This is a genomic window from Desulfomarina profundi, assembly GCF_019703855.1.
GTDB lineage: Bacteria > Desulfobacterota > Desulfobulbia > Desulfobulbales > Desulfocapsaceae > Desulfomarina > Desulfomarina profundi.
On sequence record NZ_AP024086.1, the window covers coordinates 3,012,080 to 3,039,039 of the forward strand.

Annotated in this window: 19 protein-coding genes and 2 pseudogenes; 2 read left to right on the top strand and 19 right to left on the bottom strand. The window is 49.0% G+C overall.

The features are described 5' to 3' along the window. Positions 1-20 precede the first annotated feature (20 nt). On the top strand, positions 21-2,789 hold the full coding sequence (locus LO777_RS13915) for a PEP/pyruvate-binding domain-containing protein (RefSeq protein ID WP_228854484.1): 2,769 nt from the start codon (positions 21-23) through the stop codon (positions 2,787-2,789). 10 nt (positions 2,790-2,799) lie between these two features. On the opposite strand, the gene LO777_RS13920 is transcribed toward LO777_RS13915, so the two are convergent. From LO777_RS13920 to LO777_RS13970, 10 genes and pseudogenes are all read right to left on the bottom strand, one after another. Beyond that, entirely contained in the window at positions 2,800-4,647 is a 1,848-nt protein-coding gene (locus LO777_RS13920; RefSeq protein WP_228854485.1) for an SLC13 family permease, read from the bottom strand. A gap of 628 nt (positions 4,648-5,275) precedes the next feature. Then, positions 5,276-6,664 carry a M20 family metallopeptidase gene (locus LO777_RS13925; RefSeq protein ID WP_228854486.1) on the bottom strand — a complete coding sequence of 463 codons (1,389 nt, stop codon included), beginning with the start codon at positions 6,662-6,664 and terminating at the stop codon, positions 5,276-5,278. A gap of 264 nt (positions 6,665-6,928) precedes the next feature. Next, positions 6,929-7,889: pseudogene (locus LO777_RS21115) on the bottom strand (ABC transporter ATP-binding protein). Then, positions 7,889-8,905 (bottom strand): ABC transporter ATP-binding protein, encoded by a 1,017-nt coding sequence (locus LO777_RS13940; RefSeq protein WP_228854489.1) that lies wholly within the window; start codon positions 8,903-8,905, stop codon positions 7,889-7,891. The pseudogene LO777_RS21115 and the gene LO777_RS13940 overlap by 1 nt, the downstream one beginning before the upstream one ends. Continuing rightward, entirely contained in the window at positions 8,902-9,819 is a 918-nt protein-coding gene (locus tag LO777_RS13945) for an ABC transporter permease (RefSeq protein WP_228854490.1), read from the bottom strand. Before LO777_RS13945 ends, LO777_RS13940 begins: the two co-directional genes overlap by 4 nt. Before the next feature lie 3 nt (positions 9,820-9,822). Next, positions 9,823-10,740 (bottom strand): ABC transporter permease, encoded by a 918-nt coding sequence (locus LO777_RS13950; protein WP_228854491.1) that lies wholly within the window; start codon positions 10,738-10,740, stop codon positions 9,823-9,825. Positions 10,741-10,751: 11 nt separating this feature from the next. Beyond that, entirely contained in the window at positions 10,752-12,293 is a 1,542-nt protein-coding gene (locus LO777_RS13955; protein WP_228854492.1) for an ABC transporter substrate-binding protein, read from the bottom strand. Positions 12,294-12,369: 76 nt separating this feature from the next. Next, complete coding sequence (locus LO777_RS13960) at positions 12,370-13,533, bottom strand: M20 metallopeptidase family protein (RefSeq protein WP_228854493.1); 1,164 nt, start codon at positions 13,531-13,533, stop codon at positions 12,370-12,372. A gap of 26 nt (positions 13,534-13,559) precedes the next feature. Then, the gene (locus tag LO777_RS13965; protein ID WP_228854494.1) at positions 13,560-14,357 is read right to left on the bottom strand and encodes an IclR family transcriptional regulator; all 798 of its coding nucleotides are present in this window, start codon (positions 14,355-14,357) and stop codon (positions 13,560-13,562) included. A gap of 296 nt (positions 14,358-14,653) precedes the next feature. Beyond that, a complete protein-coding gene (locus LO777_RS13970) occupies positions 14,654-16,030 on the bottom strand; it encodes an MFS transporter (protein WP_228854495.1) in 1,377 nt (458 codons plus the stop codon). 298 nt (positions 16,031-16,328) lie between these two features. Here LO777_RS13970 and LO777_RS13975 point away from each other — a divergent pair, with 298 nt between their 5' ends. After that, on the top strand, positions 16,329-16,670 hold the full coding sequence (locus LO777_RS13975) for a hypothetical protein (RefSeq protein ID WP_228854496.1): 342 nt from the start codon (positions 16,329-16,331) through the stop codon (positions 16,668-16,670). 30 nt (positions 16,671-16,700) lie between these two features. Here LO777_RS13975 and LO777_RS13980 read toward each other — a convergent pair whose 3' ends face one another. From LO777_RS13980 to LO777_RS14030, 9 genes and pseudogenes are all read right to left on the bottom strand, one after another. Further along, the gene (locus LO777_RS13980; protein ID WP_228854497.1) at positions 16,701-16,946 is read right to left on the bottom strand and encodes a hydrogenase/urease maturation nickel metallochaperone HypA; all 246 of its coding nucleotides are present in this window, start codon (positions 16,944-16,946) and stop codon (positions 16,701-16,703) included. A 178-nt stretch (positions 16,947-17,124) separates the two neighbouring features. After that, a complete protein-coding gene (hypD, locus tag LO777_RS13985; protein ID WP_228854498.1) occupies positions 17,125-18,225 on the bottom strand; it encodes a hydrogenase formation protein HypD in 1,101 nt (366 codons plus the stop codon). A 138-nt stretch (positions 18,226-18,363) separates the two neighbouring features. Then, positions 18,364-18,606: a hypothetical protein gene (locus LO777_RS13990; RefSeq protein ID WP_228854499.1), complete on the bottom strand. Its 243-nt coding sequence runs from the start codon at positions 18,604-18,606 to the stop codon at positions 18,364-18,366. 133 nt (positions 18,607-18,739) lie between these two features. After that, positions 18,740-20,186: pseudogene (locus LO777_RS21120) on the bottom strand (Ni/Fe hydrogenase subunit alpha). Between the two features lies 1 nt (position 20,187). Beyond that, on the bottom strand, positions 20,188-21,132 hold the full coding sequence (locus tag LO777_RS14005) for an NADH-quinone oxidoreductase subunit B family protein (protein ID WP_228854502.1): 945 nt from the start codon (positions 21,130-21,132) through the stop codon (positions 20,188-20,190). 12 nt (positions 21,133-21,144) lie between these two features. Beyond that, positions 21,145-21,564, bottom strand: a complete 420-nt coding sequence (locus LO777_RS14010; protein WP_228854503.1) for a hydrogenase iron-sulfur subunit — start codon at positions 21,562-21,564, stop codon at positions 21,145-21,147. Between the two features lie 192 nt (positions 21,565-21,756). Then, positions 21,757-24,885, bottom strand: coding sequence for an FAD-dependent oxidoreductase (locus LO777_RS14015; protein ID WP_329955747.1), 3,129 nt, complete (start codon positions 24,883-24,885; stop codon positions 21,757-21,759). 50 nt (positions 24,886-24,935) lie between these two features. Beyond that, complete coding sequence (locus LO777_RS20145; protein ID WP_329955748.1) at positions 24,936-26,387, bottom strand: 4Fe-4S dicluster domain-containing protein; 1,452 nt, start codon at positions 26,385-26,387, stop codon at positions 24,936-24,938. A 68-nt stretch (positions 26,388-26,455) separates the two neighbouring features. Then, a complete protein-coding gene (locus tag LO777_RS14030) occupies positions 26,456-26,929 on the bottom strand; it encodes a hydrogenase maturation protease (protein WP_228854507.1) in 474 nt (157 codons plus the stop codon). Between the last annotated feature and the right edge of the window lie 31 nt (positions 26,930-26,960).

The window sequence follows — 26,960 nt, forward strand, 5'->3', positions numbered from 1 at the left end:
TGCCCACAGCGGAGATCAATATGTTCAAACGACTTTTACAATACTATACAGACCGAAAACAGAACAGGGAGCGAATTGCCCTGGAAGAACTCAAGGCCCGTTATCACACCTTCCGGATTTTTCTTGAAAACAACGGCAGGGCCCTGGAACTGATTACCGGAATTGATGCCAACCTGATCCGTGGAGAAGAACGGGACATCCGCAAGGCCACCGATGAGCTCCTGGGGATTATTTCTGAACTGATAGACGGCTTAAACCTCCTTTCAGATTCATCGTACACATATCTCTATCCCATGCATGGACAGTTGAGTGAAAAACTGTTTGCTGCTCTTAAGGAACTCGCAGATCTTCCGGGTGATCGAAACTACTGTATCCCCCTGGACGAACTCGAAACGGAATCCTATCTCTATACTGGCAGAAAAGCGGCAAATCTGGCACAGTTACGAAAAATTGCCCTGCCGGTACCCAACGGTTATGTTTGCACAACCCATGCCTGCAAGGATTTTCTGGGTACTAATGATCTCGCATCTGAAATCCGCCATCTTCTCAGGGGAGTCGAACAGGGACAAATGGATGTGGCCACGGCCTCAAACAAGATCAGGCAGCAGATCCGGCAAACCGCCCTACCCGAAGAAATCGCCTCAGCCCTGGCCGATTCCTATGATCTGCTGAAAGAAAGTGAACGTGAGACAAGTAACAGTGACAATACTTTCGCCATATCGGTCCGCTCCAGTGGTGTCAGTGAAGACAGTATTGAACACTCGTTTGCCGGACAGTTCGCTTCCATTCTCAACGTCATTGGGCACCAGTCTCTTTACGATGCCTACAAACAGGTGATTGCCAGCGGCTTCAGTGAAAGAGCCATCTCCTACCGGATGAATGCAGGTCTTTCTCCAGTTGATTTCAACCTGGCGGTCCTCTGCCAGGTCATGGTTCCCGCCAAATGTGCGGGAGTCATGTTCACCGTAGACCCGTCGGACCCTTCCAGCAACAGAATGCTCATCAGCGCAGTCCCGGGACTGGGAACACTGGCCGTGGAAGGCTCTGCCCCCGCTGATCTGTACAGACCGCTACGTCCGGCTCAATTTCGATCTGATTTAGAAGAGGAGATCAAACCATTTCCTTCCGGAATTATCAGTGAAGACCGCGCCGCTCAACTGATGGATGGTGCACAGATAAACACTAAAACAATACGGGAAGTAGCAACGCCCTCGGGTGGGATCCATCAGGAAACCCTGTCGGAAGAGGAAGCACAGGCATCCCTTCTGACTCTTCAGGAACTGGGAAAACTGGTTGACTACGGGGAGCTGATAGAAAGCCTCGAGGGAAGGGGGCAGGATATTGAATGGGCGTGCTCCGAAAAAACCGGGATTTCCATTCTCCAGGCGCGTCCTTTACGCCTGACTGCGAAAGGGAGCCGCAAACGCAGACAGCAGGACGAATCTGAACCTCTTTTGACAGGAATCTGTGCCTCTTCCGGGAAAACCACAGGCCAGGTCCAGTTGATCAATTCTTCCGTAGACCTGGCCAAACTTACCTATGGCAGCAACAACGATCTGGATAAGGTTCCCTGCATTCTTGTCCTTTCCCAGTCCATTGTTGATGCGGCCAGCCTGATCCCGAAATGTGCCGGAACAATTGTCGACATAGGGAACCCCACAGACCATCTTTCCTGTATCGCCAGAGAACAGGGTGTTCCCATGATTACCGGAGCGGAAAAGGGCTCATCAACCCTGAAAAACGGCCAGTGGATAATTCTTGATGCCGATTCAGGTGTGGTAAGAGAAGCTGGTCCTTCTCTCCAGGATGCCGCAATCAAAGCCCACATCAAACGTCACGGGAAGCGACCGGGACGTCGCCCGGGAACTGGAGGACAAGCTGATGAAAACACGAAAAAAACCATATCTCCGGAACGGGAAAAACTACGGAACATGATTGTACCCCTGAACCTGACGGATACATACGGCGCCACATTCTCCCATCTTGAGTGCCGCTCATTCCATGATATGATCAGGTTCACCCATGAAATGGCAGTTCTTTCCATGTTCAACACCGGGGACATGATTATGGACTATGCCGGCGGTATGCTGCACCCCCTTGAAATAGGGGTTCCCTTTTCGTTTCTGGTCATCGATGTGGGCGGCGGTATCAGAAGAGACAAGAAGAGTTCCCTCCTGAAGCAACTGGCTATTCATAAACCGCTGAGCACAGACGATGTCCTCTCCGTTCCCCTGCTCGCCCTCTGCGAAGGACTCACAACCCCAGGACTTTCCTGGCATACAGAACCGGATGCCGGAGCCATGGCTGATGTTTTTTCCCGTGGTATGTTTGATAAACGTGGGGCCCGTCCACTGGGGTCATTCAATTATGCTCTAGCCGCCCGTGACTACCTCAATCTTAACGCCAGGGTCGAATTTCACTTTGCAATGCTGGATGCCATCTGTGGCAGGGACACCCATGCAAATTACATCCGTTTCCGTTTCAAAGGAGGCGGTGCCGGCATGGAAAGAAGTCATCGGCGGGCCCTCTTTCTGCAGATTATCCTGGAGCATAATGGTTTTTATACCACGGTAGTGGGTGATCTCGTAACAGCCTCCCTGACCGGTGCCTCCAAACAGACTGTCTATGAGCAATTGATCATGCTGGGTCGGCTCTTCGGGTTCAGTCGTTTTCTCGATGGAATCATGACAGACGACAACAGTCCACACCTGCTGGCCAATGCCTTCCTGGAAGGGAAATACGATACAAGGGAAATAGCCGCTGCATCTCTGGAACAACTGAATTCATGAAAAATGCGGGTTAGAGCTCAAATAAAAACGGCAGACAAACCAATAAAACAACAGTAAACAGGACAGTGGCCCCGAAGCCCGCTCTGATATAGTCTTTTGTTCGATACCCTCCCGGGCGCATAATAAGAGCATTGACCTGGTGCGTTGGCAGAATAAATGTGTTGGAAGCGGAGATAGCGACAACGACAGCTGCAGCAATCGGGTTCGTTCCGGCATCAGCAGCCAGGTTCATGGCCAGTGGTATCATGAGGACTGTTCCCCCGACGTTTGAGGCTACAAGAGAAAAAAAGGAAGTGAGAATCGCCACAACCCCCATCACCACCATGGGAGACGGCACTCCTGTAAAGGTAAGGACCTGATTGGCAATATAAGCTGCCGCTCCGGTTTTCTCAAAAGCGGTCCCGAGAGGGATAAGCCCGGCCAGCAAAAAAACCGTTCGCCAGTCAACGGCCTCATAGGCTCGATCCGCCCTGATAATCCTGGTGATGATCACCCCGAGAGCTCCAGTCAGAAGAGCTATCGACAGTTTGATCTCAAAACTCAATGCCAGGATCATGGACAGAAAGAGGAAAAAAACCGCACACCTTGAGCGCTCCGGCTTCAATCTTTCCCCGTAAATATCACCAATCAGGGCAATATCCATTTTCTGCCGCAGAAGCTCAAACTGCTGCCATGGACCCTGGAGGAGGATAGTATCCCCCTGCCTGAGCTTGGTGACATTGATGTCTTTAAGAATTATGTGCTCACCACGAACAATGGCAAGCGGGTTCACCCGGTAAAGAGCACGGAACCTGAGTTCTTCCATGGTATGCTGGCTCAAATTGGAATGGGGAATGACCACACCTTCCATAACCCCGGTTTCCTCAGGAGAGTTTTCCTTCTCAAAGACTTCAAACTCCGGCTTGATGCGCCAGCCATGGTCTTCGGCAACACGCTTGATCCGCTCTTCCGAGCTGATAATCCAGAGTACATCTCCAGGCTCCACGAGGGAGTGCTTTTTCGGAGCAAGGTTTTTCACAAAACTTTCACTTTTTGCAATACCGACGACGGTGATTTCATATTTGGGTCTGAGCTCCAGCTCCCCAAGAGTCTGGGCCGGGAAATATACTGGCACCTCCAGTTCATAACCATGCCCCACCACATCGCCATAAATATCCTGAAGCCGTTTTTCAGGACCGATATCTTCATGAACACAGGTCTCCGAAGGCAGCAGTTTCACACCAAAAAAATAAAAATAGAGCAACATGGAGATAAGCAGTGCTATCCCGATTGGAGTAATGGCAAACAGTTTCAGCGGTACAAAAGGATCCTGGGTCAAGGGGGTGCCATTGGACTCCCACCAACCTGCCATCAGGTCATTCAACATTATGAGCGGACTTGATCCAATCAGCGTCAGGCAGCCACCTGTAATGGCACAAAATCCCATGGGCATCAGGATCCTTGCCGCAGAAATCTTGAGCTGCCTGCTGATACGCATGGTTGCCGGGAGAAAAACAGCGGCAGCACCGATATTCTGCATAAGGCTTGAAATAACGGCAACAGTTGCTGAAACAATCAGCATTATACGTTTTTCTCCGGTTCCGGCAATTTTAATAATCTGCGTGGCAACCGTATTCATAACACCGGTTTTTTTCAATCCGGCTCCTATTATCATTATGGCAATGATGGAGACTACGGCATCGGAACTTAGTCCCGCCACAGCTTCTTCAGGAGTAACCACACCGGAAAGCGGCAGCAAAACCATCATGAGAAGCCCGACAAGATCAACCCGGAGCAGATCAAAAACAAAAAGGATCATGGCCAGGCCAAGAAGGACAAAGACTATAATCATTTCCGTAGTTAGAACAACTGGAACCATATAATTCCTGATAGGCAGCTATCCCGCATTGTTCATGCAGGGTATGAATTTAACGATGACATTAAATACCACTTTGTGCATGATACCACAATTCAGCACAGGGGTAAATATCTCTGTAACTTCTTACCCTGTCAACCAACACACTTTTTCTGCCGAAATCTTCAAATAAACAATTATTAAAAAACCATAGACCCAGCAATAAATCTCTCCAACAAGCAAAGAAAATCTCCTGGATACCTTGGCAAACACGACTGGACAATGACTACCCCGCATTTCTCATGAACATTGTGTCAATTTTGAGAATAACTGTAGATTACAAATAATTGGACAACTATCAGTAATAGACCAAAATTTACACAATGTTCACCCAAGGTCAGCCAAAGCGACGCCATCTTCTACAGTATTTCGGCAGTAAATATAGATCACTATAATTCACTGCCAGGTAAGCGAAGACTCCGAAACTTTGAACCTGACGCCGCCTGAACTGATGAGAAAAGCGGGCTACGGCTGATATCGAAGAACGCACGCCGCCTTTCCGAGAAAAAAAGTTTTCAACAGAGAATCGCTGTTGTGGAGGTCAGCTCAGTTCCTATACCATGCACCCTATTGGGGAATGAACAGAAAAGAATTATGCCCTAACCGGTATTTTTTCAGCAAGATCCCAAAAAAGTCCGGTCATAAGCTGCAGACCCTCCCTGGTGACGCTCTCGAGGATATGCTCGTTTACCGCATGCTGATTGCACCCACTGTAGGAGTGGGGTACCCAGAGCGTTGGCATGCCCAGGATATTGGCAAAAACATCATTTGGCAAAGTTCCACCAAGGTTTGGCAGAAACACCACTTTTTCTCCAAGGGTTTCCTCAAAAGAAGTTGTGGCCAACCGTACAAAAGGATTGTCCGGTTCCATGCGGGTGGCAAGACCATAATTGTTGGGCACTTCAGTAATCTCCACCATGGAAAAACCATGGTGGTCGAGGTGAGCTCTGATTGCCGGTAGAAATTTTTTCGGATTTGAATCAGCAGTAAACCTGATATGGCACCTTGCCCATGCTTTTGGAGGAATGGCATTGACAGGTCTGTCGGGAGTGCCGCAGGTGAATGCCAGGACCTCCAAAGTATTCCAACCATAGACCTTCATAGCCGCACTCAAACCGGGCTCCCCCCACCAGGAATCGATTGCCGGACCTTTTTCTCCCCTGACCGTCAGTTTCTCAATTGCCTTTCTTATGGAAAAAGGAATGCTTTCAGGACGCAGCCCATCAATGAGTATTTTACCGTTTTTATCCACCATGGAGGCAAGGGCATGGGAAAGAATAATTCCGGGGTTGGCGAGCAATCCTCCCCAATTACCGGAATGATGGCCCCCTTTCCTCAAAGTGATGGAACAGTCAAAATTAAAAACAGCTCTGCTGCCCCCGAAAATCGTTATCACATCAGGATCTATTCTTGGGCCGTCCGAAGCAATCAGTAAATCTGCTTCAAGATATTTTTTTTCCCGCTTGCACAACTCGTGCAAACCTGGTGACCCGCTTTCTTCTCCCATTTCAATGAGAATTATGACATTATAACCAAGTTTTTTCCGCTCACTGATCGCACAATTCAGTGCCACCAGGTTGATGGCATGCTGTCCCTTGTTGTCAGCACATCCCCGTCCATACCAGCGATTTCCTCTCCTTGTCAATACAAGAGGAACAAGGCCCTCCTGCCAACCGCCGTCCATGGGAGGAACGGTATCTCCGTGACCATATATCAGAATTGAGGGCAGGGATTCATCCTCAATCCTCCTGCCGATAAGAAAAGGGGCGAACGGTTCCAGCGGATTTTCCACCATGCGGCAGTCAAAATCCATATCTTCAAGAAATGGGGTTATTTTCTCCTTGAGATACTGGTGCATCTGCGTCGTTCCATTGTCTACAGGATTGCCGGTATCAAGGGCAACCCAGTCAGCAAGCAGCGCAAAAAAGGAACCGTCATCAAAAAAGTTTAGTGCCCGTGCAATGGCGCTATTTTTTTCCATAACCGGCAACTCCATCTTTCGTTTTAAAATACAATTAATCCAAAAGAAAACCAGTACTTATCGATGATGATCTCGTAAAAAGTCGTTCAACGTTCCCAGATGGACTCTGGAAAAACTTCGATATACAAGGCGTGGCGGTGTCGTGTAAGCGCAGGCGTACATATGGTACGTCGAGCATTACACGATCACCCCACAACGCAGTAGATCGGAGTTTTTACGAGTCCATCATCGATGATATACATGTTTCATTAAACCTGCCGACACTCAACAATCACCTGGATAATGGCACTCCACAAGTTTACCTGCCCGGACTTTCGGCTGAGGAGCCTCTTTTCTGCATCGAGCCTGACATCTGGCACACCTGGGGTGGAAAGCACAACCGCTCGGCGGATCAATGGGATTCGGATATTCGATACCCAACCGGACTTCAGGCAGTCCCAATTGAGGTTCAGGTGTCAGAACAGAATCCAGCAATGCCCTGGTGTAAGGATGACTCGGGTGTTCAAACAGATCCCGCGCCCGTCCCTCTTCAACAATCCTGCCGAGATACATTACAGCCACATGGGTGGCAATATGTTCAACCACCGCCAGATCATGACTGATAAACAGGTAGGTTAAATTGAATTCCGCACGCAGATCCAGTAACATATTAAGAATTTGTGCCTGTACTGAGACATCAAGGGCAGATGTGGGCTCGTCACAGAGTACAACCTCGGGCCGCATAATCAAAGCCCTTGCCACGGCCACACGCTGACGCTGTCCCCCGGAAAGCTGATTGGGATAATTATGCTTTAACCGGGGCGGCAAACCGACTATCTCCATGATCTGATCCACCTTCTGTTCAAGTCTGCCATTTCCCCCGGCAAGTCCCTGAGCCCTGAGCGGCAGGGAAATTATTTTGAAAATTGATTTTCTTGGATTCAACGAAGAATAGGGATCCTGGAAAACGGGTTGGATAACCCTGGCAATTTCCTTGTGGGCCATTACGGAAATTTCCCGCCCCCGATATGAATATTTCCTCCGGTTTTTTTCTCAAGCCCGAGAATCATCTTGGCAATAGTCGTTTTACCACAGCCGGATTCCCCACAAGACCAAGAATTGAACCTTTGGGTATAGCCAGACTAACCCCGTTTACAGCCTTCAGGGTTTTTCTGGAGCGAAACATCCCTCCACTGACCTTATATTCTTTTGCAAGGTTTTCAATTTGTAATGCATATTCATCCATCAGCCTGCCCCTGTGCCACCCGACGCTCCAACCTTTATATCCCCTGAAAAACCGGGTCGTACGCACCTGAATGACCGCTTGTCTGATATTTGTGTCAATTTCAACCCTTTGTCAGCACATTCCGGTACGGCAGACCTGCACCGGTTCCGGAAAGAACATCCCCACAATTCACCGATGGGAGTGGGTACGATACCCGGAATTGATCCCAGTTTTTTACCCGGCTCTGTTTTGCCGGGCACCGGAATGCACTCCAGCAACCCTTTAGTGTAGGGATGAATAGGATTGGTGAAAATCTCATCGATATTACCTGTTTCAACCACTTCTCCACAATACATGACTACCACATCATCGGCGACTCTGGCCACCACACCCAGATCGTGAGTAATGAGAATCATCCCCATGTTGAATTCCTTCTGGATGGAGGAAAGCAACTTCAGGATCTGCGCCTGAATAGTCACGTCAAGGGCCGTTGTGGGCTCATCTGCAATGATTAGAGAAGGCCCGCACATCAGTCCCATTGCAATCATTATCCTCTGCCGCAATCCTCCTGAAAGCTGATGGGGATATTGCTTAAGTCTTGATCCTGCACCAGTTATTCCCACTTTTTCAAGCAGATAAACGGCTCTTTCCTCAGCCTCAGTAACTGATACATTCTGATGCTCAGTCAATGCTTCAACAAGCTGGTTGCCAATAGAATAACAGGGGTCAAGAGAAGTCATGGGTTCCTGAAATATCATAGCCATTCTGGCTCCCCGATAAGTCGCCATTCTGTTCTCACTGAGTCCCTGGAGATTTTCCCCTTCAAGCTCTATCTTTGCTGCACGACAACTGGCAGAAGGCGGAAGAAGTCCCATAACAGCCATAGCCGTCATGGATTTCCCGCAGCCCGACTCCCCCACGAGACTCAGGGTTTTACCCTTCTCCACCTTGAAACTCACATCCCTTACAGCATGGAGTGTACCGGCAGGAAGGGCCAGATCCACAAACAGGTGTTCCACCTCAAGTAAAATTGTCATGATCTTCCCTCAGGTGAAGTAACGTCCCTGAGACCATCGCCGAAAAGGTTCATCCCGAGAACGAGGAAAAAGAGAGCCACACCAGGAATAGTCACAAGATAAGGATCAAAAAGCATCAGATCTTTTCCTTCCGAAATCATCAATCCCCATGACGGAGTAGGCGGCTGCACCCCCATCCCGAGAAACGAAAGTGCTGCTTCAAGGAGGATCGCTCTGCCTATCTCCAGAGTCGCAACAATCACAATGGAGTTAAACAGATTCGGCATAATCTCCCGTACCATCAGCCAGGGAACAGAGCAGCCCGCCGCCCGTGCTGCCTGCACGTAATCCATACTGCGTATCTGCTGGGTTGTCGCCCGCAGAATAACAGCAAACCTGTCCCAGATCAGACACCCGAGCACTATGATCACCACCTGCATGGAACCACCTATCAGTGCCACTACGGCAATAGCCACAAGGACCGCAGGCAGGGCCAGTCTCACGGTAATGATAAAACTGACCACCATATCAATAACTCCGCCGAAATATCCCGCTATAAGTCCAAGGGAAATACCGATAACCGCAGCAATCGACATGCATGAAAAGCCAATCAAAAGAGAAATACGGGCTCCGAAAACCAGACGTGCCAGATAATCTCTTCCCATATTGTCAGTTCCCAGAGGATGAGTCCATGTGCCGTGGTCGCTCCAGACAGGAGCAATCATACGACTGCCCAGATCCTGCTGATAAGGGTCGTAATTTGTCAGGTATGGTGCCAGCAGAGCCACCAGAAATACAATACAGATCATTATGCCACCGACAAGAAACCCTTTATGGGTTGCCATCCGTCTGCGCATAATCTGGCCGGGTGTTGGAAAAACTACATCCAGTCCCATTCCCGAATTAAATTCATTTTGCAGTTCCGTTGCCGCCATAACTCAAATGCTCCTGATTCTTGGATCCAGAAAGGCGTTGAGAAGATCCGCAAGAAAAGTAAGAATGATATAGGTTGTGGAAAGAAACAGCACAATTGCCTGCACAACGGGCAGGTCGGATCTGGAAATGGAAACCCAGGCCAGATTACCCAGGCCGTTCAATGCAAAAATGGATTCAATGACAATAGACCCTCCTAACATAAATCCCAGTTGAACAGCGGCAACAGCCACCACCGGGATTATGGCGTTTCTGAGGGTATGTTTGAAAAGAATCTTCGGCCACCTCAACCCCTTGGCCCGGGCAGTCCTGATATGGTCGGAAGCCAGTACCTCGATCATACCCGAACGCACCAGTCGCATGATTGCCGGAGTCGCATAATAACCGAGAGCAATGGTTGGCATAACAAAGTGACGCCAGCTGTCACTGCCTGAAATAGGCAGCCACCGCAGATGAACGCCAAAGAATATTATCAGGATCAGGCCGAACCAGAATGACGGCATGGCCTGCCCCATAACAGAAATAGAGAGGGCTATTCTGTCTATCCAGGTGTTGGGACGAATGGCCGCCAGCATTCCCAGAGGGATGGAAAGAAGCATGGCAAAGGAAAGAGCGGAAATACCCAGGATGATAGTTACACCCATCCTCTCCTTCAACATCTGCGCCACCGGCTGATTCAAATAAGGTGAATTCCCGAGATCACCATGAAGAGCCCTTTCGGCCCATTCGAAATACTGCACAAGCAGAGGTCGATCAAACCCGTACTGCACCCTGACAAATTCAATCTCCTCACTGCTCGCGCCTTCTCCTGCCAGGGAGATGGCAGGGTCTCCCGACACCCGCAACAACATAAAACTGATAAGGGAGACCGTCACCATCACAACCAGGGCAAGGCCCAGACGTTTTAGAGTATAAATCAGCATGATATTACTCTTTATTTCCAGCGGGCCTGGAAGAACCTGGGGACAGCGTCAGGATAGGGAGTAAAATCCAGGCTGTCCGAATAACAGTTATTGGAAACATAGGTAAACATCGGACACCAGTACGCCTGTTCGGCGATCCGCTTTAGCGCCTTGGAATACAGTTCTTTTCTTTTTGCCTGGTCAATTGACGTATCCGCCTCAATGAGCAGATCCCGGACAATTTCATCTCTTGCCAGATCATCCGCCTCAAATTCAAAAAAATGGCTGGTAATAGCTGAAACGTCATTGATGGAATAAGAGCCCCAGGTGAGGAACTGCATCTGCGCCTTTCCGGCACGGGCTTTTTCCCTCAGTGCAGAGTATTTCATCATCATCAGTTTCGCTTTGATTCCGACGGCGGCCAGATCACCGATCATCGCTTCGGCAAAAGGTCTGTTTCTATAACCGTAGAGTGTTGTCTCAAATCCGTCAGGATAACCGGCCTCTGCCAGAAGCTGCTTGGCTTTCTGCGGATCATATTCATACTTCTTCACATCCTGTTCACATCCGAACTGTGATGGGAAACAGGCAGAGTAGACGGCACGAGACTGGCCACCAATCAGGTTTCGAGCAATGGATGTTTTGTTTATTGCATGATTCACAGCCTGACGCACCTTCAATTTGACAAAAGGGTTCTCCATACCATGTTCCTTGCCGGAACGATTTGCCGCATCAAAAGTGAGATAACCGATTCGCATGGTTTCCGCGGGAGTTACGGTAATTCCTGGAGTTTTAGCAAGCTTTGCTGCCTGATCGGGCGGGACAAGATAGATCCAGTCCAGACCACCCGTCATCAATTCCGCCATTTGGGTATTGATTTCCGGCAGGGTTCGCCAGACTATCTTACCGATTGAAGGCTGTCCTTTTGGACTGTCTTTGAAATATTCCTTATTGATTTCCATGACTATTTTTTTGCCTGGAATCACGTCGGTAATTCTGTAAGGTCCTGTACCGATGGGTTTCATTCCAAATCCTTTGGTACCCACCTTTTTGTAATAATCTTTCGGATAGATTGGATTTGCACCTGACAGAAATTCAAAAGCAGCAGGAAAGGGTTTTTTCAGGATGATTTTCACTCCATACGGACCTGTTTTCTCCACATGATCAATCCAGCTTGAATACCGCTGGGTTTTGACCTTGTTATCGGGATTGGCAGCAAAGTTCAGTGTGTACACAACATCATCAGCAGTCATTTCCTGACCGTTGTGAAACCTCACCCCCTCCCTGAGAATAATTTCCATTTCGGTGTTACTGTTCCACTTGAATGATTTTGCCAGAAGACCTTTATATTCATAGGTGACAGGGTCACGATAAAGAAGATTGTCAAAAACATGTCTGGCTACAACAATCCCTTCCCTGGCGGTATTAAAATACCGGTCAAGGGTTTCAAGTTCTTTGCTAAAAGCGATGTTCAGGGTATCATTTTTCTTATCGGCAAAAGCCGGTTGAAAATAACAGAAACAACTGATGAACACCACCAGTAAGAGAGACAACAACTTGGTACTCTTTTTCATTTCACATCCCCTCCAGATTGTAGTTGTTTTGCTGCTGTTTACCCTGACACCACACCCCCGGTTATCAGGATTGAACTCAACGAACATCAAAGAAATTTTCCACGGCCTTAAAGAAAATATCCGTCCCGATCTGTAAAACATCCCCATGAATATCAAAACGGGGGGAATGCAGTGGAGCGATAATTCCACTTTCCATGTCGGCACAGCCAAGGCGCATTATGGCGCCGGGAATAATTTCAGTAAAATAGTAAAAATCTTCACTTCCCATGTGAAAAGGCAGGGTTCTGACCTTCTCTTCCGATAAGACGGAAACTGAAGCATCATGGAGAAATTTACAGACACCCCTGTCATTCACTCCCAGGGGTGCACCAGGTTTGACCTCCAGCTTGCTGGTTGTGCCGAAGATTGTATCTACGCCCTTTACCAGGTCTTCGACTGCTGCAAGTAATTTTTTTCTTACGCTCTCGTCATGGGTTCGAATAGATCCTTTCAGAACAGCGTGATCAGGGATTACATTGCCGGCGTTACCGGCATGAAAGGTCCCGATACTGATTACAGCAGAATCCGCAGGATTAATGCACCGCGACAGGATTGTCTCCAGTGCAGTGATAAAATACCCTCCGGCTGAAATCGGATTTATCCCCTTCTGGGGACTGGCACCATGAGTTCCTCTGCCGGTAATAACCAGCTCAAAGGGATCAGAGGAAGCATGACCGATATGGGAAAAAACACCGACAGTACCCACTGGAAGATTCGGATCCATATGTCCGGCAACAATCCAGTCCACGTGAGGGTTTTCCAGAACTCCCTTTGCAATCATGGCCTTTGCCCCAGCCAGTTTTTCTTCCGCAGGCTGAAAAATAAATTTTACCGTACCATTAATTTTTTCTATCAATCCGGATTCATGGATCTTCCTGACAACACCCAGCATGATTACCGTATTTGCGTCATGACCGCAGGCGTGCATAACACCATCAACAACCGATCTGTACTTCCTGTCTCCATACTCCTGTACCGGGAGAGCATCAATATCAGCACGTAAAGCAAGTGTCCTTCCCCTGCCTTCCGTCTTTTTACCGCAAACGATTCCAACAACACCGGTCATATCATCGAAAGTGCTTATTTCCACATCATAATTTTTCAGTACTTCACAGATTCGCCCGGTAGTTCTCGTTTCCTCCATTGACAGTTCAGGATGACGGTGAAAATCATTCCTGAGCGAGACAAGCCATTTCTTCATTTCATTTTCCAAAATTACATGCTCCGTCAATCTGATGGCGGGTCAATTGCTGCAATCTCCGACAACATTATTTCGGCAATCATCTGACACCTTTCAGGTGTCATACGTCCACCAATATTGGCCATACTGATGGCTGCAATAACCTCATTTTTTTTATTAAAAACAGGTACACCCACACCTATGGATTCCGGAGAAACAATCTGGATACTGTTTGCGTACCTTTTTTCTCTTGTGTTTTTCAGCCATTTTCTGACTTCATCCGTTCCAATCCCGTAATATTTTAAATACCGGGGACTGTTCGCCTTGAGAATATCTTCACGCTGTTTTTCAGGAAGAAAAGCAAGCAGAGCCTGACCAGCCGCACCAATTCCCAGAAGCCTGTGTTCACCAATGTCAAACCCCAGGACCTGAACTCGCGCATTGCCCGTTACCCGGTCAATACACACTCCATCATAGCCTGAGCGGACAACCAGATGAATGACATCATTTGTCTGCTCACAGATCCGCTCCAGAGCAATACGGTAACGATTCCTTACTGATAACTGCTGAGTCGCCGCCCCAAGTGAATACAACTCCATCCCAAGATTGTACAGTTTTGTTGTCGGATCGAATGAGAGGAAATCTTCCTCCAGCAGAACCATAAGAATTCGATGAACAGTCGGGGGAGGCAGGTCGACATCCTTTGCAATGCGAGAAAGCCTGGCACCATTTTGATTGAATCTGGAAACTGATCGAAGAATGGCAATCGTTCGACGGATGGATTGTGCTCCGCCCTGTCGCTTTTGAGATTCCTTTGCTTTTTTTCCAAGCTCTTTTGAAGCCATTTTCTCCACTCGTCCAGAATTTCAACAGATAAATCGGCATGCCCAGTCTCAATTGCACCGCCATTTTTACCTTTTGGGTGCAACAAGCAAATGAAAATCCGACTGCGGCGGTGAGTCCTCCGGAAGCAGGATTTTCATATGAACCAACAGACTGAACCTTATTCAAATTCAGAGCAGGAATACAAAGTGACAATATTCCACATTATGGAATAGATTATTCCATAACTCAGAACAACCGTATCGAGTTTCTATTTATCTGTCAATAATTTCTTTTTTCAGATTTTGAAAAACAGAATTTACCTGTGAATTTCGCCCCGGGACAGTGACGCAAAAAGCCCAAAGATACACAGCACGCTGAAGAGAAGAAATGTTCTGCTGATACTGAGTTGCAGCAGAGGATAAAGATCAGGAGTGATTGTATGACTGCCCACATGGAGCGAAAAGAAAAGTGTGGCAATTCCCATAGATACAACCTGGCCCAGAACTCGCATGGTCCCTGAAGATCCCGCAGCAATACCTAGATGACGTGGTTCCACCGAACCCATGATGGCGTTCATATTAGGAGAGGAGAATAAAGCAAACCCTGATCCAAGAACTGCAAGACCGGTCACTATGAGAAAAACGGGGGTTTCGCCATCCAGAAAGCTGAAAAAAAACAGCATAAGAATAGTTATTCCCATGCCAATGGAAGCTGGAATCCGCGGTTCGACACGATCGGAAAGACGTCCCGCCCAGGCTGAGAAAAGGGCCATCACCAGGGGTTGGGCAATAAGAATCATACCGGTGGTTTTAGCATCCATCCCCTTGATATATTGGAGATAAAAACTGAAAAGAAAAACAAGGCCGAAGGTCGCGCTGTAATGAATCAAAGCGGCGACATTGGAAAGTGCAAATGGTCTGTTTTTCAGGAACAGATCGACCTGAAAAAGAGGATCCGTAACCCTCCCCTGCCACCAGACAAAGGCCGACAGGCCACAGCAACCACCTGCAAACAACAACAGCCCGGAGACCTGTTGCAAGGTGGAGATGCCATAAATAATTGCAATCAGAGAGGGGATATAGAGAAAAAGGCCGACAAAATCATAGCCTTCTCCCGCGGCATCGGCCCATTCGCCATCCAGGAAGAAAAGCAGGAAAAAAAGAGGCACCGCCCCCATGCAGAAAATGGCAATAAAAAGAGAACGCCAGCCAAGATAATCGGTAAGGAGTCCTCCGAGAAATGGACCGCTCATTAGGCCTATATAGACTGCTGTAACGGCTATTCCTATAACTTTGCCACGTTGTTGAGGTGGAAAAACCGAGGTAAGAATCGCCATGGATGTCCCGAAGATCATTCCACCTCCGAGTCCCTGCAGCGTTCTGAAAACGAGCAGAAAAACAATATTTGGAGAAACAGCGCAGGCAAGGGAGCTGAGTGAAGAAAGCGCAAGACCGAAACCCATGATTCTTTTCCGGCCGACAATATCGGCAAGTCTTCCCATGGGTACCAGGGATACCCCGGCGGCCAGCAGGTAAGCAGTCGCCACCCAGCTGAGAAGTACTGCACTGATTCCCTGTCCGCGAAAGCCCGCCTCAATGGCCGGCAGGGCCACATTGACGGACGAGATCATAAAAGGTGTAATAAAAGAACTGATGGTGGAGACGGTCAGAGTTGAGCGCTGGGTCCTGTTCATGCCTATTTCATTTGTAAGTAATCAGGGGCACTGCATATTCGCACGGTCGCGACTGCCCCATAGAGGGGCTATAGCGGCCAGTCACGCCTGCACGAATCTGCTGCACCCCAGATCACTTGCAGGTTTAATGTGGATGAAAACACAGAGTTACAAATCCTGTGACCAGTTACGTTTCATTTTCCTGTATCCGTGACGAGTGAGATATGATTGAGTTTCATGGGTAATCAAAATTCAATTTGATCATTGCCTCACAAAACTGCTAAAATAAAGTGAGGAAATAAACCGGACAAGAATAAACATGACACGAACCACACAATCGCGCCAGGTACAACCCCTTCTCGTTGCGGCTTCCGTGGCATTTACCATGGGAACAGCATTATCCATTTTTGTGCTGAACCTCAGGTTGCCCGGCCATATCTGCAAGGCACTGCTCCTGCTGGCGCTGGCCCTGGCATTTTTCGGCCTTGGTGAATTCCTGAATCATCCAAGGAGAAGGCTGATTACACCTGAAACAGTAAAAGGAACGCAGAAACCACAGTTCTACAGGAAACGCAAGACATGCGGTCTCGGCAATCTCCTGGATATCTGTGCAGTAATCACCCTGTTTCTCGCCCTCTCAGCTTTTCTTTATCCCCGCTGATATAAGTAATCACAACAACTCTGACCCAACCTACTCCAGCTCCACCCGCAGCAGCATCAGATCGGATCCGGCCTCTTCCACAACAGCAAGTTTCATATCCCGACTCTTTTCACTGCCACGTGCAAGCACATCAAAACCAAAAGTGAAGGAATCCACTACAATACCGGCATCTCTGCCGACACCGACTTCGGCCATGATTATTTTGTCGGCCCCATGCTCATCAAGAAGATCAAGTAACTGATCATACAACCCCTGGGCTAGAGAAAACTCATGCATAAATAAACCGTTCAGCCGTAACTGATCACAAGGCAGACAACCTCGTTGTATCAATCATTGTATTTGTAACAGATTACAGGGTGCCGGAGATTTTCGCAAGCAGCCCGGCGCAGCGTATTGGTCATACGTAAGCCGGGCTGATCGCGGAAAGATTCGGTACCCCTGTGACCTGTTACGTTCAGCCATTTGGCCGGGAATCTACATTATATTTAAAATAGGATGAACAGATACCCTCGTCGGAAATCATACAGGGACCGATGGGATTATGGGGAGTACAGGCCATTCCGAAAGCCGGACAGTCCGGCGGAAGACCACGGCCGGAAATAATGGCATTACATTGGCAGAGACACTGTTCATGTCCCTGGGAAAACCTGATATTAAACCGCTTGACCGCATCGTAAAGAGAAAGCTCATCACGGATAACAAATCCGCTCTGCTCTATCGACCCCAGTCCCCGCCAATGGGTATCCACGGCAAAAAAGACCTCTGCAACCATTTTTCGAGCGTTCTTTTTTTCCTCCGATGAATAGATAAAGGCGGAGGTGTCATCGAAAACAGACTCTCCGTTTCTTATCTGTTTCACCAGGCTGACAAGACCTTCAAGAATATCAACCGCTTCAAAACCGGCAATAAAACAGGAAAGGTTATGTTTTTTGGCCAGGACCGTATAGGCTTCCGTATCGGAAATGGTATTGATATGATCGGAACAGAGCAACCCCTGGATGTTGAGTTCCGGATCATGCATTAACAGATCAATCGTTGGCGGCAGCAGTCTGATGGAAGGTATAACACAAAAATTATCAAGGCCGATTCGGGCTGCTTCAAGAATCGTCTCAGCAACGGAAGGGGCAGTAGCCTCAAACCCCACCGCAGGATAAACAACAATTTTATCCGGTTCGTTAACCGCAATTTCCAGGGCATCCATGGGAGCGGAAATAATCTCAACATGGGCTCCCTTCTCCATTATGGATTCAAGAGATTCGGTACTGCCCGGAACCCTGATGAGATCATCGCAGGCAGCGGTAATGACATCGGGCTGCAAAGCCACTTTGATAAAGGCATCGATATGACCGGCCGGCATAACACAGACACTGCAGCCGGGACCGGCCACAAGGTCCAGATAGCGGGGAAGTTTTTCCCGAATCCCATAACGTAGAATAGCCCGGTTCTGTGTACCGCAGGCTACCATCAGCCGTATGGGCCGATCCACAATTTCATGGAGCTCATCAAACAGTTCCCGTTGACGCTCCTCGTCCGTTGTCACTTTCCCGCTATTCATTCGACCTATCCTTACACCCGGGTGTATATACGGTATTCACCCGGCTATTTTGCGTATTCCGGGAGAAAAACAAGTTCTCTGACACTCAGAAAAAGATCAGACTACCCATTCCCGGATTTTAAAAGCCGAAAGCAGGGACTATTTCTCTGCTTCGGCCTCACTTTTCATGGTCTTGTAGCTCTCAGATTCAACTACTTTTTCCTGTTCTATCTTCTCGATTTCCTCACGGGTCAGATGAAACTGCCCGCAGGCGGGACATGTCCCGTCAAATTCATCTCCCACGGCCCGGGCCTTGAGTTCATCAACTGTCATATGTTCAAGCTTACCACAGGCACCACTGGGATTTTCCGCACGCACGACTGCTCGTTTTCTTCCAGCCATAACTCCTTCCTCACATCATGCGGTTTTTCCATAAATTTGAAAAACCGCTTTACAATATACACTATTTGCTCATTGAATGAAATCAATAATGGCGGGAAGAACACCATCTCTTCCCGCCATTATCCCTTTGCAATCAGCTGACTATTCGGTCAATTTCCTTTCCCTTTTTGTCAACGATGGAAACGGAAACAGGAATACCGCCATCCAGGCGATGAGTTGCGCAGGACATTCAGGGGTCATAGGCCCTGACGGCCATTTCAACCTGATTCAACAATCCCTCGTTATAGACACCATCCACGATAAGGGAAGTCGCTGCCTGCTTGACGCTCATGTTCATCGGCGCAATATTGTGGGTTGTACCGACAATGAGATTGGCCTTGACGATACACCCGTTTTCATCGGTAGTATAATCATGGATAAGGGTACCCCTCGGGGCTTCGACAATACCGACCCCCCGTCCTGCCCCGGGCTTGACTCTGGCCCGAACCCGGGGATCGGTAATACCCTCCCATTCAAGCAGTTCGATGGTCCGCTCACAGGCGTAAACCAACTCAATCAGTCTTGCATAATGGTACAGCAGGGTCTGCTGGGCCGGACGACCGAATGATTCTCTGAACCGCTCCAGAGCGGCCTGGGCTTTTGGCGTGGAGATCCTGTCGCAGACATTAATTCTCGCCAGGGTATTGGCCCGGTAAATGCCTTTGGGAGAAGCAAGGCTCATATCAAATCCTTCATCCCATGATTTGGCATAGGGCATCTTTGAGTACCCCAGGGTTCCACATGTTCACCGAGATAATCAAGATAATTTTCACCTTCAAAATCGGTACAGGTACCATCATTTTTCATCAGCCGCAGTTTCCCGTCATACAGTCTAAGTGAACCATCTTCCCGATCCACCGTGCCCAGGAATCCGGTGTTGATAACCCCCAGATCACTGATGACGTCCATATATCTGGCAAACACATTCTCAATGGCATAATCAAGGGCAAAGGTTGCAAAATCAAGCAGCACTCTGGTGCCTTCCAGTAATTCCAGCCGCTCCTCCTCCACCATGGGCTTGGCAAACCCGCCCACGACACCGGCTATGGGATGAATGGCCTTCCCGGCAAATTTATCGAGCATCATCTGCCCGAGTTGCCGCATTTTCACTACCTGGGTTGCCAGCTCAGGAGCAGCCTTGACAACTCCGATGACATTGCGCACCGAATAATCAGCATCAGGCCCCAGGACAAAATCGGGTGCAGCCAGAAAGAAAAAATGAAGAATTTTATCATTTATATGAGCCATTACCTGGCACATTTCCCGCAACTTGTAGCCGGTCTCCGTCGGGGTCACACCGAAGGCACCATCCACCGCCTTATTGGAGGCAAGATGGTGCATCCACGGGCAAATGCCGCAGATACGGTTAACAATTCGCGGGACCTCTTCCGCAGGCCTGCCTTCAATAAATTTCTCAAAACCGCGCAGCGACTGAATATGGAGAAACGCATCCTCCACATTACCGTCGTCCCGAGATGAATGGCAATTTTCGCGTGCCCTTCAATGCGGGAAACCGGGGCTATATTCAAAACTTTTCCCATTTTATTTTTCCTCCCTTTCAACACGCTTTTTCACGGGGCGCAGTCTTCCATGGGCTCCAGAAAATCGTAAAATCGAACGGCGATCGACAACAGATTTATAGTCAATACCATTGCTGGCCAAGGCATTCATCATGTCCAACAGTTGATTGCCTCCCTTACGCACAGGACCGAAACAACCGCGACAAGGTACCCTTGCACTGATACAACTTGGTGCTCCCCGTTTGGCGCACCCGGCGGCCGTCACAGGCCCCATGCACATATATCCCTGCTCCAGCAGACAGCGCATTTCGTCAATAGGTCCACCCGGTTTGAAATCTGCATTGGCTATAAACCGTTTCACCTTGTTGACCGCGCCTTTGCCTTCCCGCTTGGTGGGACAGGTATCACAGACACTTTTACCAGGCAATACGGGATCCCGTCCTTCCACCAGGGATATAATAACCTCTGCGATCAGTTCCGGATTGGGCGGACAGCCGGGCAGCTGCATATCAATTTTAACTTTCTCGTCACAGGCATATACCCGATCAAGTGGTGCCGGAACCTCAACGTCAGGTATCTCAGCGCCAGGGTCCGTCGATGCTGTCCTGAAAATATCCTGCCACCCTTCCTGCTGATTCCAGCCATTCATCAGGGCAGGAATACCTCCATGAGTAGCACAGGTACCTAGAGCAATAAGTACCTTGCATTTTTCCCGCATCTCCTCAAGTACCTCCACATGCTCATGGTTACTCACACCACCTGTGACAATTCCCACCACTGCATCGGGAATGGTCAACGTCACACCTTCCCCGCACTGGCCGAAATATTTATGGTCCATCAGGACTGGCGCATGGACGATATCCAGGGTTTCAGTTATAAGCGGAACAAGATCTTCTCCGATATTCAGGATGGCAATCTCACACCCCGAACAGGACCCCAACCACTCCAAAGCGGTAGTTACTCCCATATCTCCCTCCCCTTACACAACCGGGGTCTGCTCACCATTCACAGGACCCAGTTTTTTTATGCGAGTGGTCATCTCCGTTACCGCTTCAACGAACTTGTCCGGTTCGGCAGATGATACCCATGTTAAATTAAAACGCTCTGACTCATAACCGAAATCCTCCATCAGTTCGGCTACCATATCTGAACGATCCATTGCCTTATAATTACCATCCAGGTAATGACATTCACCGAGGTGTCAGCCAAGGACCATCACCCCGTCCGCACCCTGGGCAAGCGCATCCATGACAAACTCCGGATGAACCATACCCGAGCACATCACCCGTATAATCCGCACATTATGCGGATACTGCATTCTGGCAGTCCCTGCGAGATCAGCTGCGGCGTAGGAGCACCAGTTGCAACAGAATGCAACAATTTTTGGCTCAAAACTCATTTGATCTACTCCTTTATCTATTTCACCTAAATCCTGCACTTCGGCGCCCTTGATGCCTCGCATCTCCGACAGGTAGCGAATACTCCGAACTTGCCAATTGCAGGATTTAGATTTTAATTTATCTCCAACAAATCCTTCTTCCCGGATGGCAGAAGAACTCCGAAAAGAAGGATTTGCGGATTTTCATGCAATTCACGTGGCCAGTGCCGCCCTTATCTGCGCACTGACCTGCTCCATGGTAAAACCGGCAACGGAAACACCCCGCTTCGGACAGGTGCCCTGGCAGAGTCCACACCCTTTGCACTGGGCCTTATTGATCCTGATAATCTTGCTCTCCCCGCTGCCACCTTCCACCTTTCTATCAACAAGGGTAATAGCATTATAGGGGCAGACATCAACGCAGAGTGCGCATCCGTCACAATAATCCTCATCCACAGTCGCCTTGACGGCATCAAGAGAAACTTCCATTTTCGAGAGCAGGGTCACAGCCCGGGCTGACGCAGCCAGAGCCTGGGCAACTGACTCGTCAACGGGCTTGGGGTAATGGGCCAGACCGGCAACAAACATTCCATCCGTGGAAAAATCCACAGGCCGCAGTTTGGCATGGGCCTCCTGGAAGAACCCGTCACCGTCCACGGGAACCTTATAGAGCTGACCAAGTTTTGCAGCATCCGGCTTTGGTCGAATTGCGGTTGCAAGGATAACCATATCAGCCTTAATTTTCATTGGCCGATGGAGAACATGGTCCCAGACCTCCACATCAATCACCTGACCGTTTTCGGTGACATTGGGCTTTCCATGAAGCTCATAATTTATAAAGATAATGCCAAGTTTTCTCGCCTCTTTGTAGAGGGCCTCCCGCTGGCCATAGGTGCGCATATCACGATAGAGAATATAGACATTCCGCTCCGCATTCTCCTTTTTCAGGGCAATGGCCGACTGCACGGAATGGGTGCAGCACACCTTTGAGCAATACATATGCCCTTCCTCACGGGAACCGACGCACTGGATAAAGACAAAATTACGGGCCTTTTTCACATGAATTTCCTTCAGCTCATACAGCTTGTCAAACTGAACCGAAGTAACAACCCGGGTAATGGAATTGTAGTTATATTCTGTCGGGATATAGAGTTCCGCACCGGTGGCAACAATTCCCGCCCCATGTTCAATAACTGTCTTTGCCCCGTTTTTGGCCTTTAATGTGGTTTTAAAGTTTCCGACAAAACCCTCAGCGTCTATCACCTCCGACCTGCGGTGAATAACTATATTTTTGCTGGCAGTTACACGATCAATGAGTTTGGAGACTTCCGTCGGTACATGTTCTCCCGACCAGGTATGTTTCAGGTTCAGGGCATTGCCACCCAGGGTATCAGTACGTTCAACCAGATGGACTTCAAATCCCTGCTCGGCCATGTTGAGGGCTGCGGTCATTCCGGCAACTCCACCTCCTATCACCAGCCCTTTCTGTGTAATGGGAACGGAGATCGGTTTGAGAGAAGAGGAGTAGACCACCTTGGCAACCGCCATCCGCACAAGATCCTTGGCCTTTGATGTTGCCGCCTTGGGATCTCCGCTGTGCACCCATGAATCATGGTTTCTGATATTGGCCATCTCTACCAGGTATTCATTCAGTCCTGCCGCCTTGAGTGTTTCCCGGAACAGGGGCTCATGGGTTCTCGGCGTACATGCTGCAATAACGATCCGATTCAGATTCTGCTCTCGGATCCTTTTGGCTATCATATCCTGGGTATCCTGGGAGCATGAAAAAAGGTTGCGTTCCACGTATACCACATCGGGAAGAGTCTCGGCATACTGCTCAACCGCCTCCACGTCAACAATGCCCGCAATATTGGAACCACAATGGCAGACAAAGACACCGATCCTCGGCGTTTCCAGGGAGATATCCTTTTCCTCGGGGAAACTGGCTTCGGTTGACAACTCGAAACGGGCCGGCGCCAGCAGATCAGAAACAGCTGCTGCTGCAGCGGATCCTTCTACCACTGACTGGGGAATATCCTTAGGCCCCGCAAAGGCACCGCAGGTGAAAATCCCTTCTCTTGATGTCTGTACGGGGGCAAAGTCAGAAGTTGCCGCAAAGTTATCGGCCGTCAGTTTAATATCGGAACTGCGAGCCAGCTCAAGGACATGTCTCGGTGTCTGCAGACCGACGGAGAGAACAACCATATCGTAAAATTCTTCAATCTGTCGTCCTTCCTCGTTGACATAACTGAGCCTCAGGTCCCCGCTTACGCCATCCGTTTCCACGCCGTTGACCCGGCAACGGACAAACCGTACGCCGGAATCATTTTTTGCCCGTTCCAGGTACTGGTCAAATTCCTTACCATGGGTTCGCATATCCATATAAAAAATGGATGTCTGCAGTCCCGGTGCGTGATCTTTGGCGATAACCGCTTCCTTGATGGCATACATGCAACAGACCGAAGAACAGTATCCATTGCCGCAGAGATTTTCATCCCGGGAACCGATGCACTGGAGAAAAGCCACCTTGTTTACAGGTTTTCCGTCAGATGGCCTGACAAGATGTCCCTCGGTGGGACCGGAAGCGGAAAGATACCGCTCCAGCTGGAGAGAGGTTATGACATTGGGATATACCCCGTATCCCCATACCTCTGAATCAGTCGGGTCAAAGGCCTCAAAACCAGGAGCAAGAACCACTGCTCCGACTTCTATTTCATGAATTTTTTCCGTATCATCAAAAGTAATGGCCCCGGCATCACAGACCTTTTCACAGAATCCGCAGGCACCAGGCTTTTTCAAACGAATACAACTGTCCGGATCAATCTGGTATTTCAGGGGGACAGCCTGGGCGTATTTGACGTAAATTGCCTTACGTTTACCCGTTTCTGCGTCATACTCACTGTCCACTTTCTTGGGACATTTTTCAGTACAGGCCCCGCAGGCAATACATTTATCCATATCCACGTAACGTGGGGATTCCTTGACAGTGACAGTAAAATCTCCGGCACTGCCTGCAATACCGGTCACTTCACTGAGCGTCATCAACTTTATATTCAAGTGCCGACCGCACTCAACCAATTTTGGCGCGATAATTCACATCGAGCAATCATTGGTGGGAAAGGTCTTGTCCAGCTGGGCCATGGCACCGCCTATGGCTCCGGACCTTTCGACCAGGTATACATAATAGCCTGAATCGGCGAGATCCAGAGCGGCCTGCATTCCTGTAACACCGCCTCCTACGATCATTACCGAACCAACTTTTTTTGTCTCCAGCATCTGTTTCCTCTCAATTTTATGTGCCCTGAACCCTGCACTTCCATTAGGTTTTTGTTTGACTTTTATTACCCACGCCCATAGAAACGGACCTGCCGGGATCCAGTTGTGAGTTCTTTTTATTTATTCCGCTCAGGCATAACCAGGGAATCGGCCACAAGCTCCCACAGGTATTTCACCTCAATACCGAGGTCATATTCCTTATTGAGAGACTTCATGATTTGATCACGGCAGTTATGACAGGGAGCCACAACCAGCTTTGCCCCGGACTCACTGATTTGACGGGCCTTTATTCTTCCGTAAAACACCCGCTCTTCGGCATAGGGCATGGCCCATGCGCCACCCCCCGCACCACAGCAGTAGGCACCGTTTCTGTTCGGATTCAACTCCCGCACATCTTCGCAACATGCCTTTGTCACCGCCCGTCCTTCTTCAAAATAGGTCTTACCGAATGTTTTCAGTGACTTTCTCCCGTAATTGCAGGGATCATGATACGCCGTGGCCATATCATGTACTGATTTATCAAGCTGAATCCTTCCCTCGTTAACATATTCCAGCAAAAGGTCAAAAACGGTGACGATTCTGAATTCCTTGAGTGCTTCCGGATACCATTTGTTCAACCCGGACCGGGTTGCAAAATAAGCATGGCCTCACTCGGGCAGGAGGAGAACTTCACAGCTTAACCTCCGCATATTATCGACAATCCTGCCGACAACCGTCTTCATTGCTTCATCATCGCCTGAAAACAACCCCCAGTTGACCCCTTCCCAATACTCGGAAGAAATCGTCCAGGACTCCCCGGCAGCATAGAATATTTTCCACCACCACTTCATATCGTCCGGTTCCCCGAACGGCTCTTTTGAGTTAACGGTGACAAGCACCCGCGCTCCATGGACATCAACAGGTGTCTTGAAGCCGGGACATTCATCAGCCGCCAGCTCTTCCCCCAGGTCCTCACAGAGAAAAACAAAATCATCCTTGGGAATGCCCAGATTATTACCGCGCTCCAGACACATGGTGACTCCCTTGTGAATCGGACCGGGTACCAGTTCACGCTCCCGTGCACCTCTGATTTTTCTGATAAGCGCGATGATCTGAATGTTGGAGGGGCACGCCTCTTCACATTTTGCACACATTGTGCATTTCCATGGCCAACTTGATTCGATCAGATCTTCGTCCATACCAAGCACAGCCATACGAACTATTTTTCTTGGATCAAGCCCATCAACACCAGCAATGGGACAGGCACTGGCGCAGGTTCCACAGGTCAGACAGGCATCAGCTAATGAGGGATCCGTAATAAAACGACTCTTCTCTCCGCTGAGCTCGAGGGGTTTCACATCTGTTTTTTCCAGCTCTCCCAGAGCTTTAGGGCTGACATGATTCCCCGGGTGGACATGGGGTTCACGTCCGAACTTTTCACAGAGGAGCTGGTAGTCATGAAATTCCATAAGATACTTACGCCCGGGACCTTCCTTGGCGGGAAGGGTACCGGCGTTGATCCAGTTCCTTATGGTATTTCGATGCACCCCGAACTCTTCCGCCATCTCGCTGACTTTAAATTCGTACATCATAAAAAGGTCACCTCAATTTACTTTTTCGTTTGGCACCCTCGAAAAGGGATAGTGAAAAGCCCCGGTTATTTCTCCTCCACCGGGACTGTTACCTGTACTATTTTCTCACATGCTTTTTTCACGGCGGTAGACATGGCGGGGGAAAGTCCAGGCTGAATTTCCTTTGGAATAAAATCAACCTGGGCCGCAAGGATCAGGATTTTGATCCCTGTGTTTTCCTCAAGCTCCTGCAATAAATTAACCGTGGGAAACTGGTGAAGAGAGAAGTCGTGTATTTTTTTGGCAGGAATGGAATCGGGCCGAATCTGAAACACCTCTCCCGGGTGCCGGTCGGGAAAATCGACCGCATCCAGAATGATAATCCTGTCGGGCCGGCCCTCTTCAGTGAGGAGATAGTCAAACAGATATTCCCGAACACAGGTGCCCACATCAACAGCCTCTGTATTCTCCGGAAGATCGTAGTGAGCATGCAGCTCATCCACAACAGCGGGTCCATAGCCATCATCCCCCATGATGACATTGCCGCATCCAAAAATCATGGTTTTTTTATCATTTGGTCGCATTGTGCAA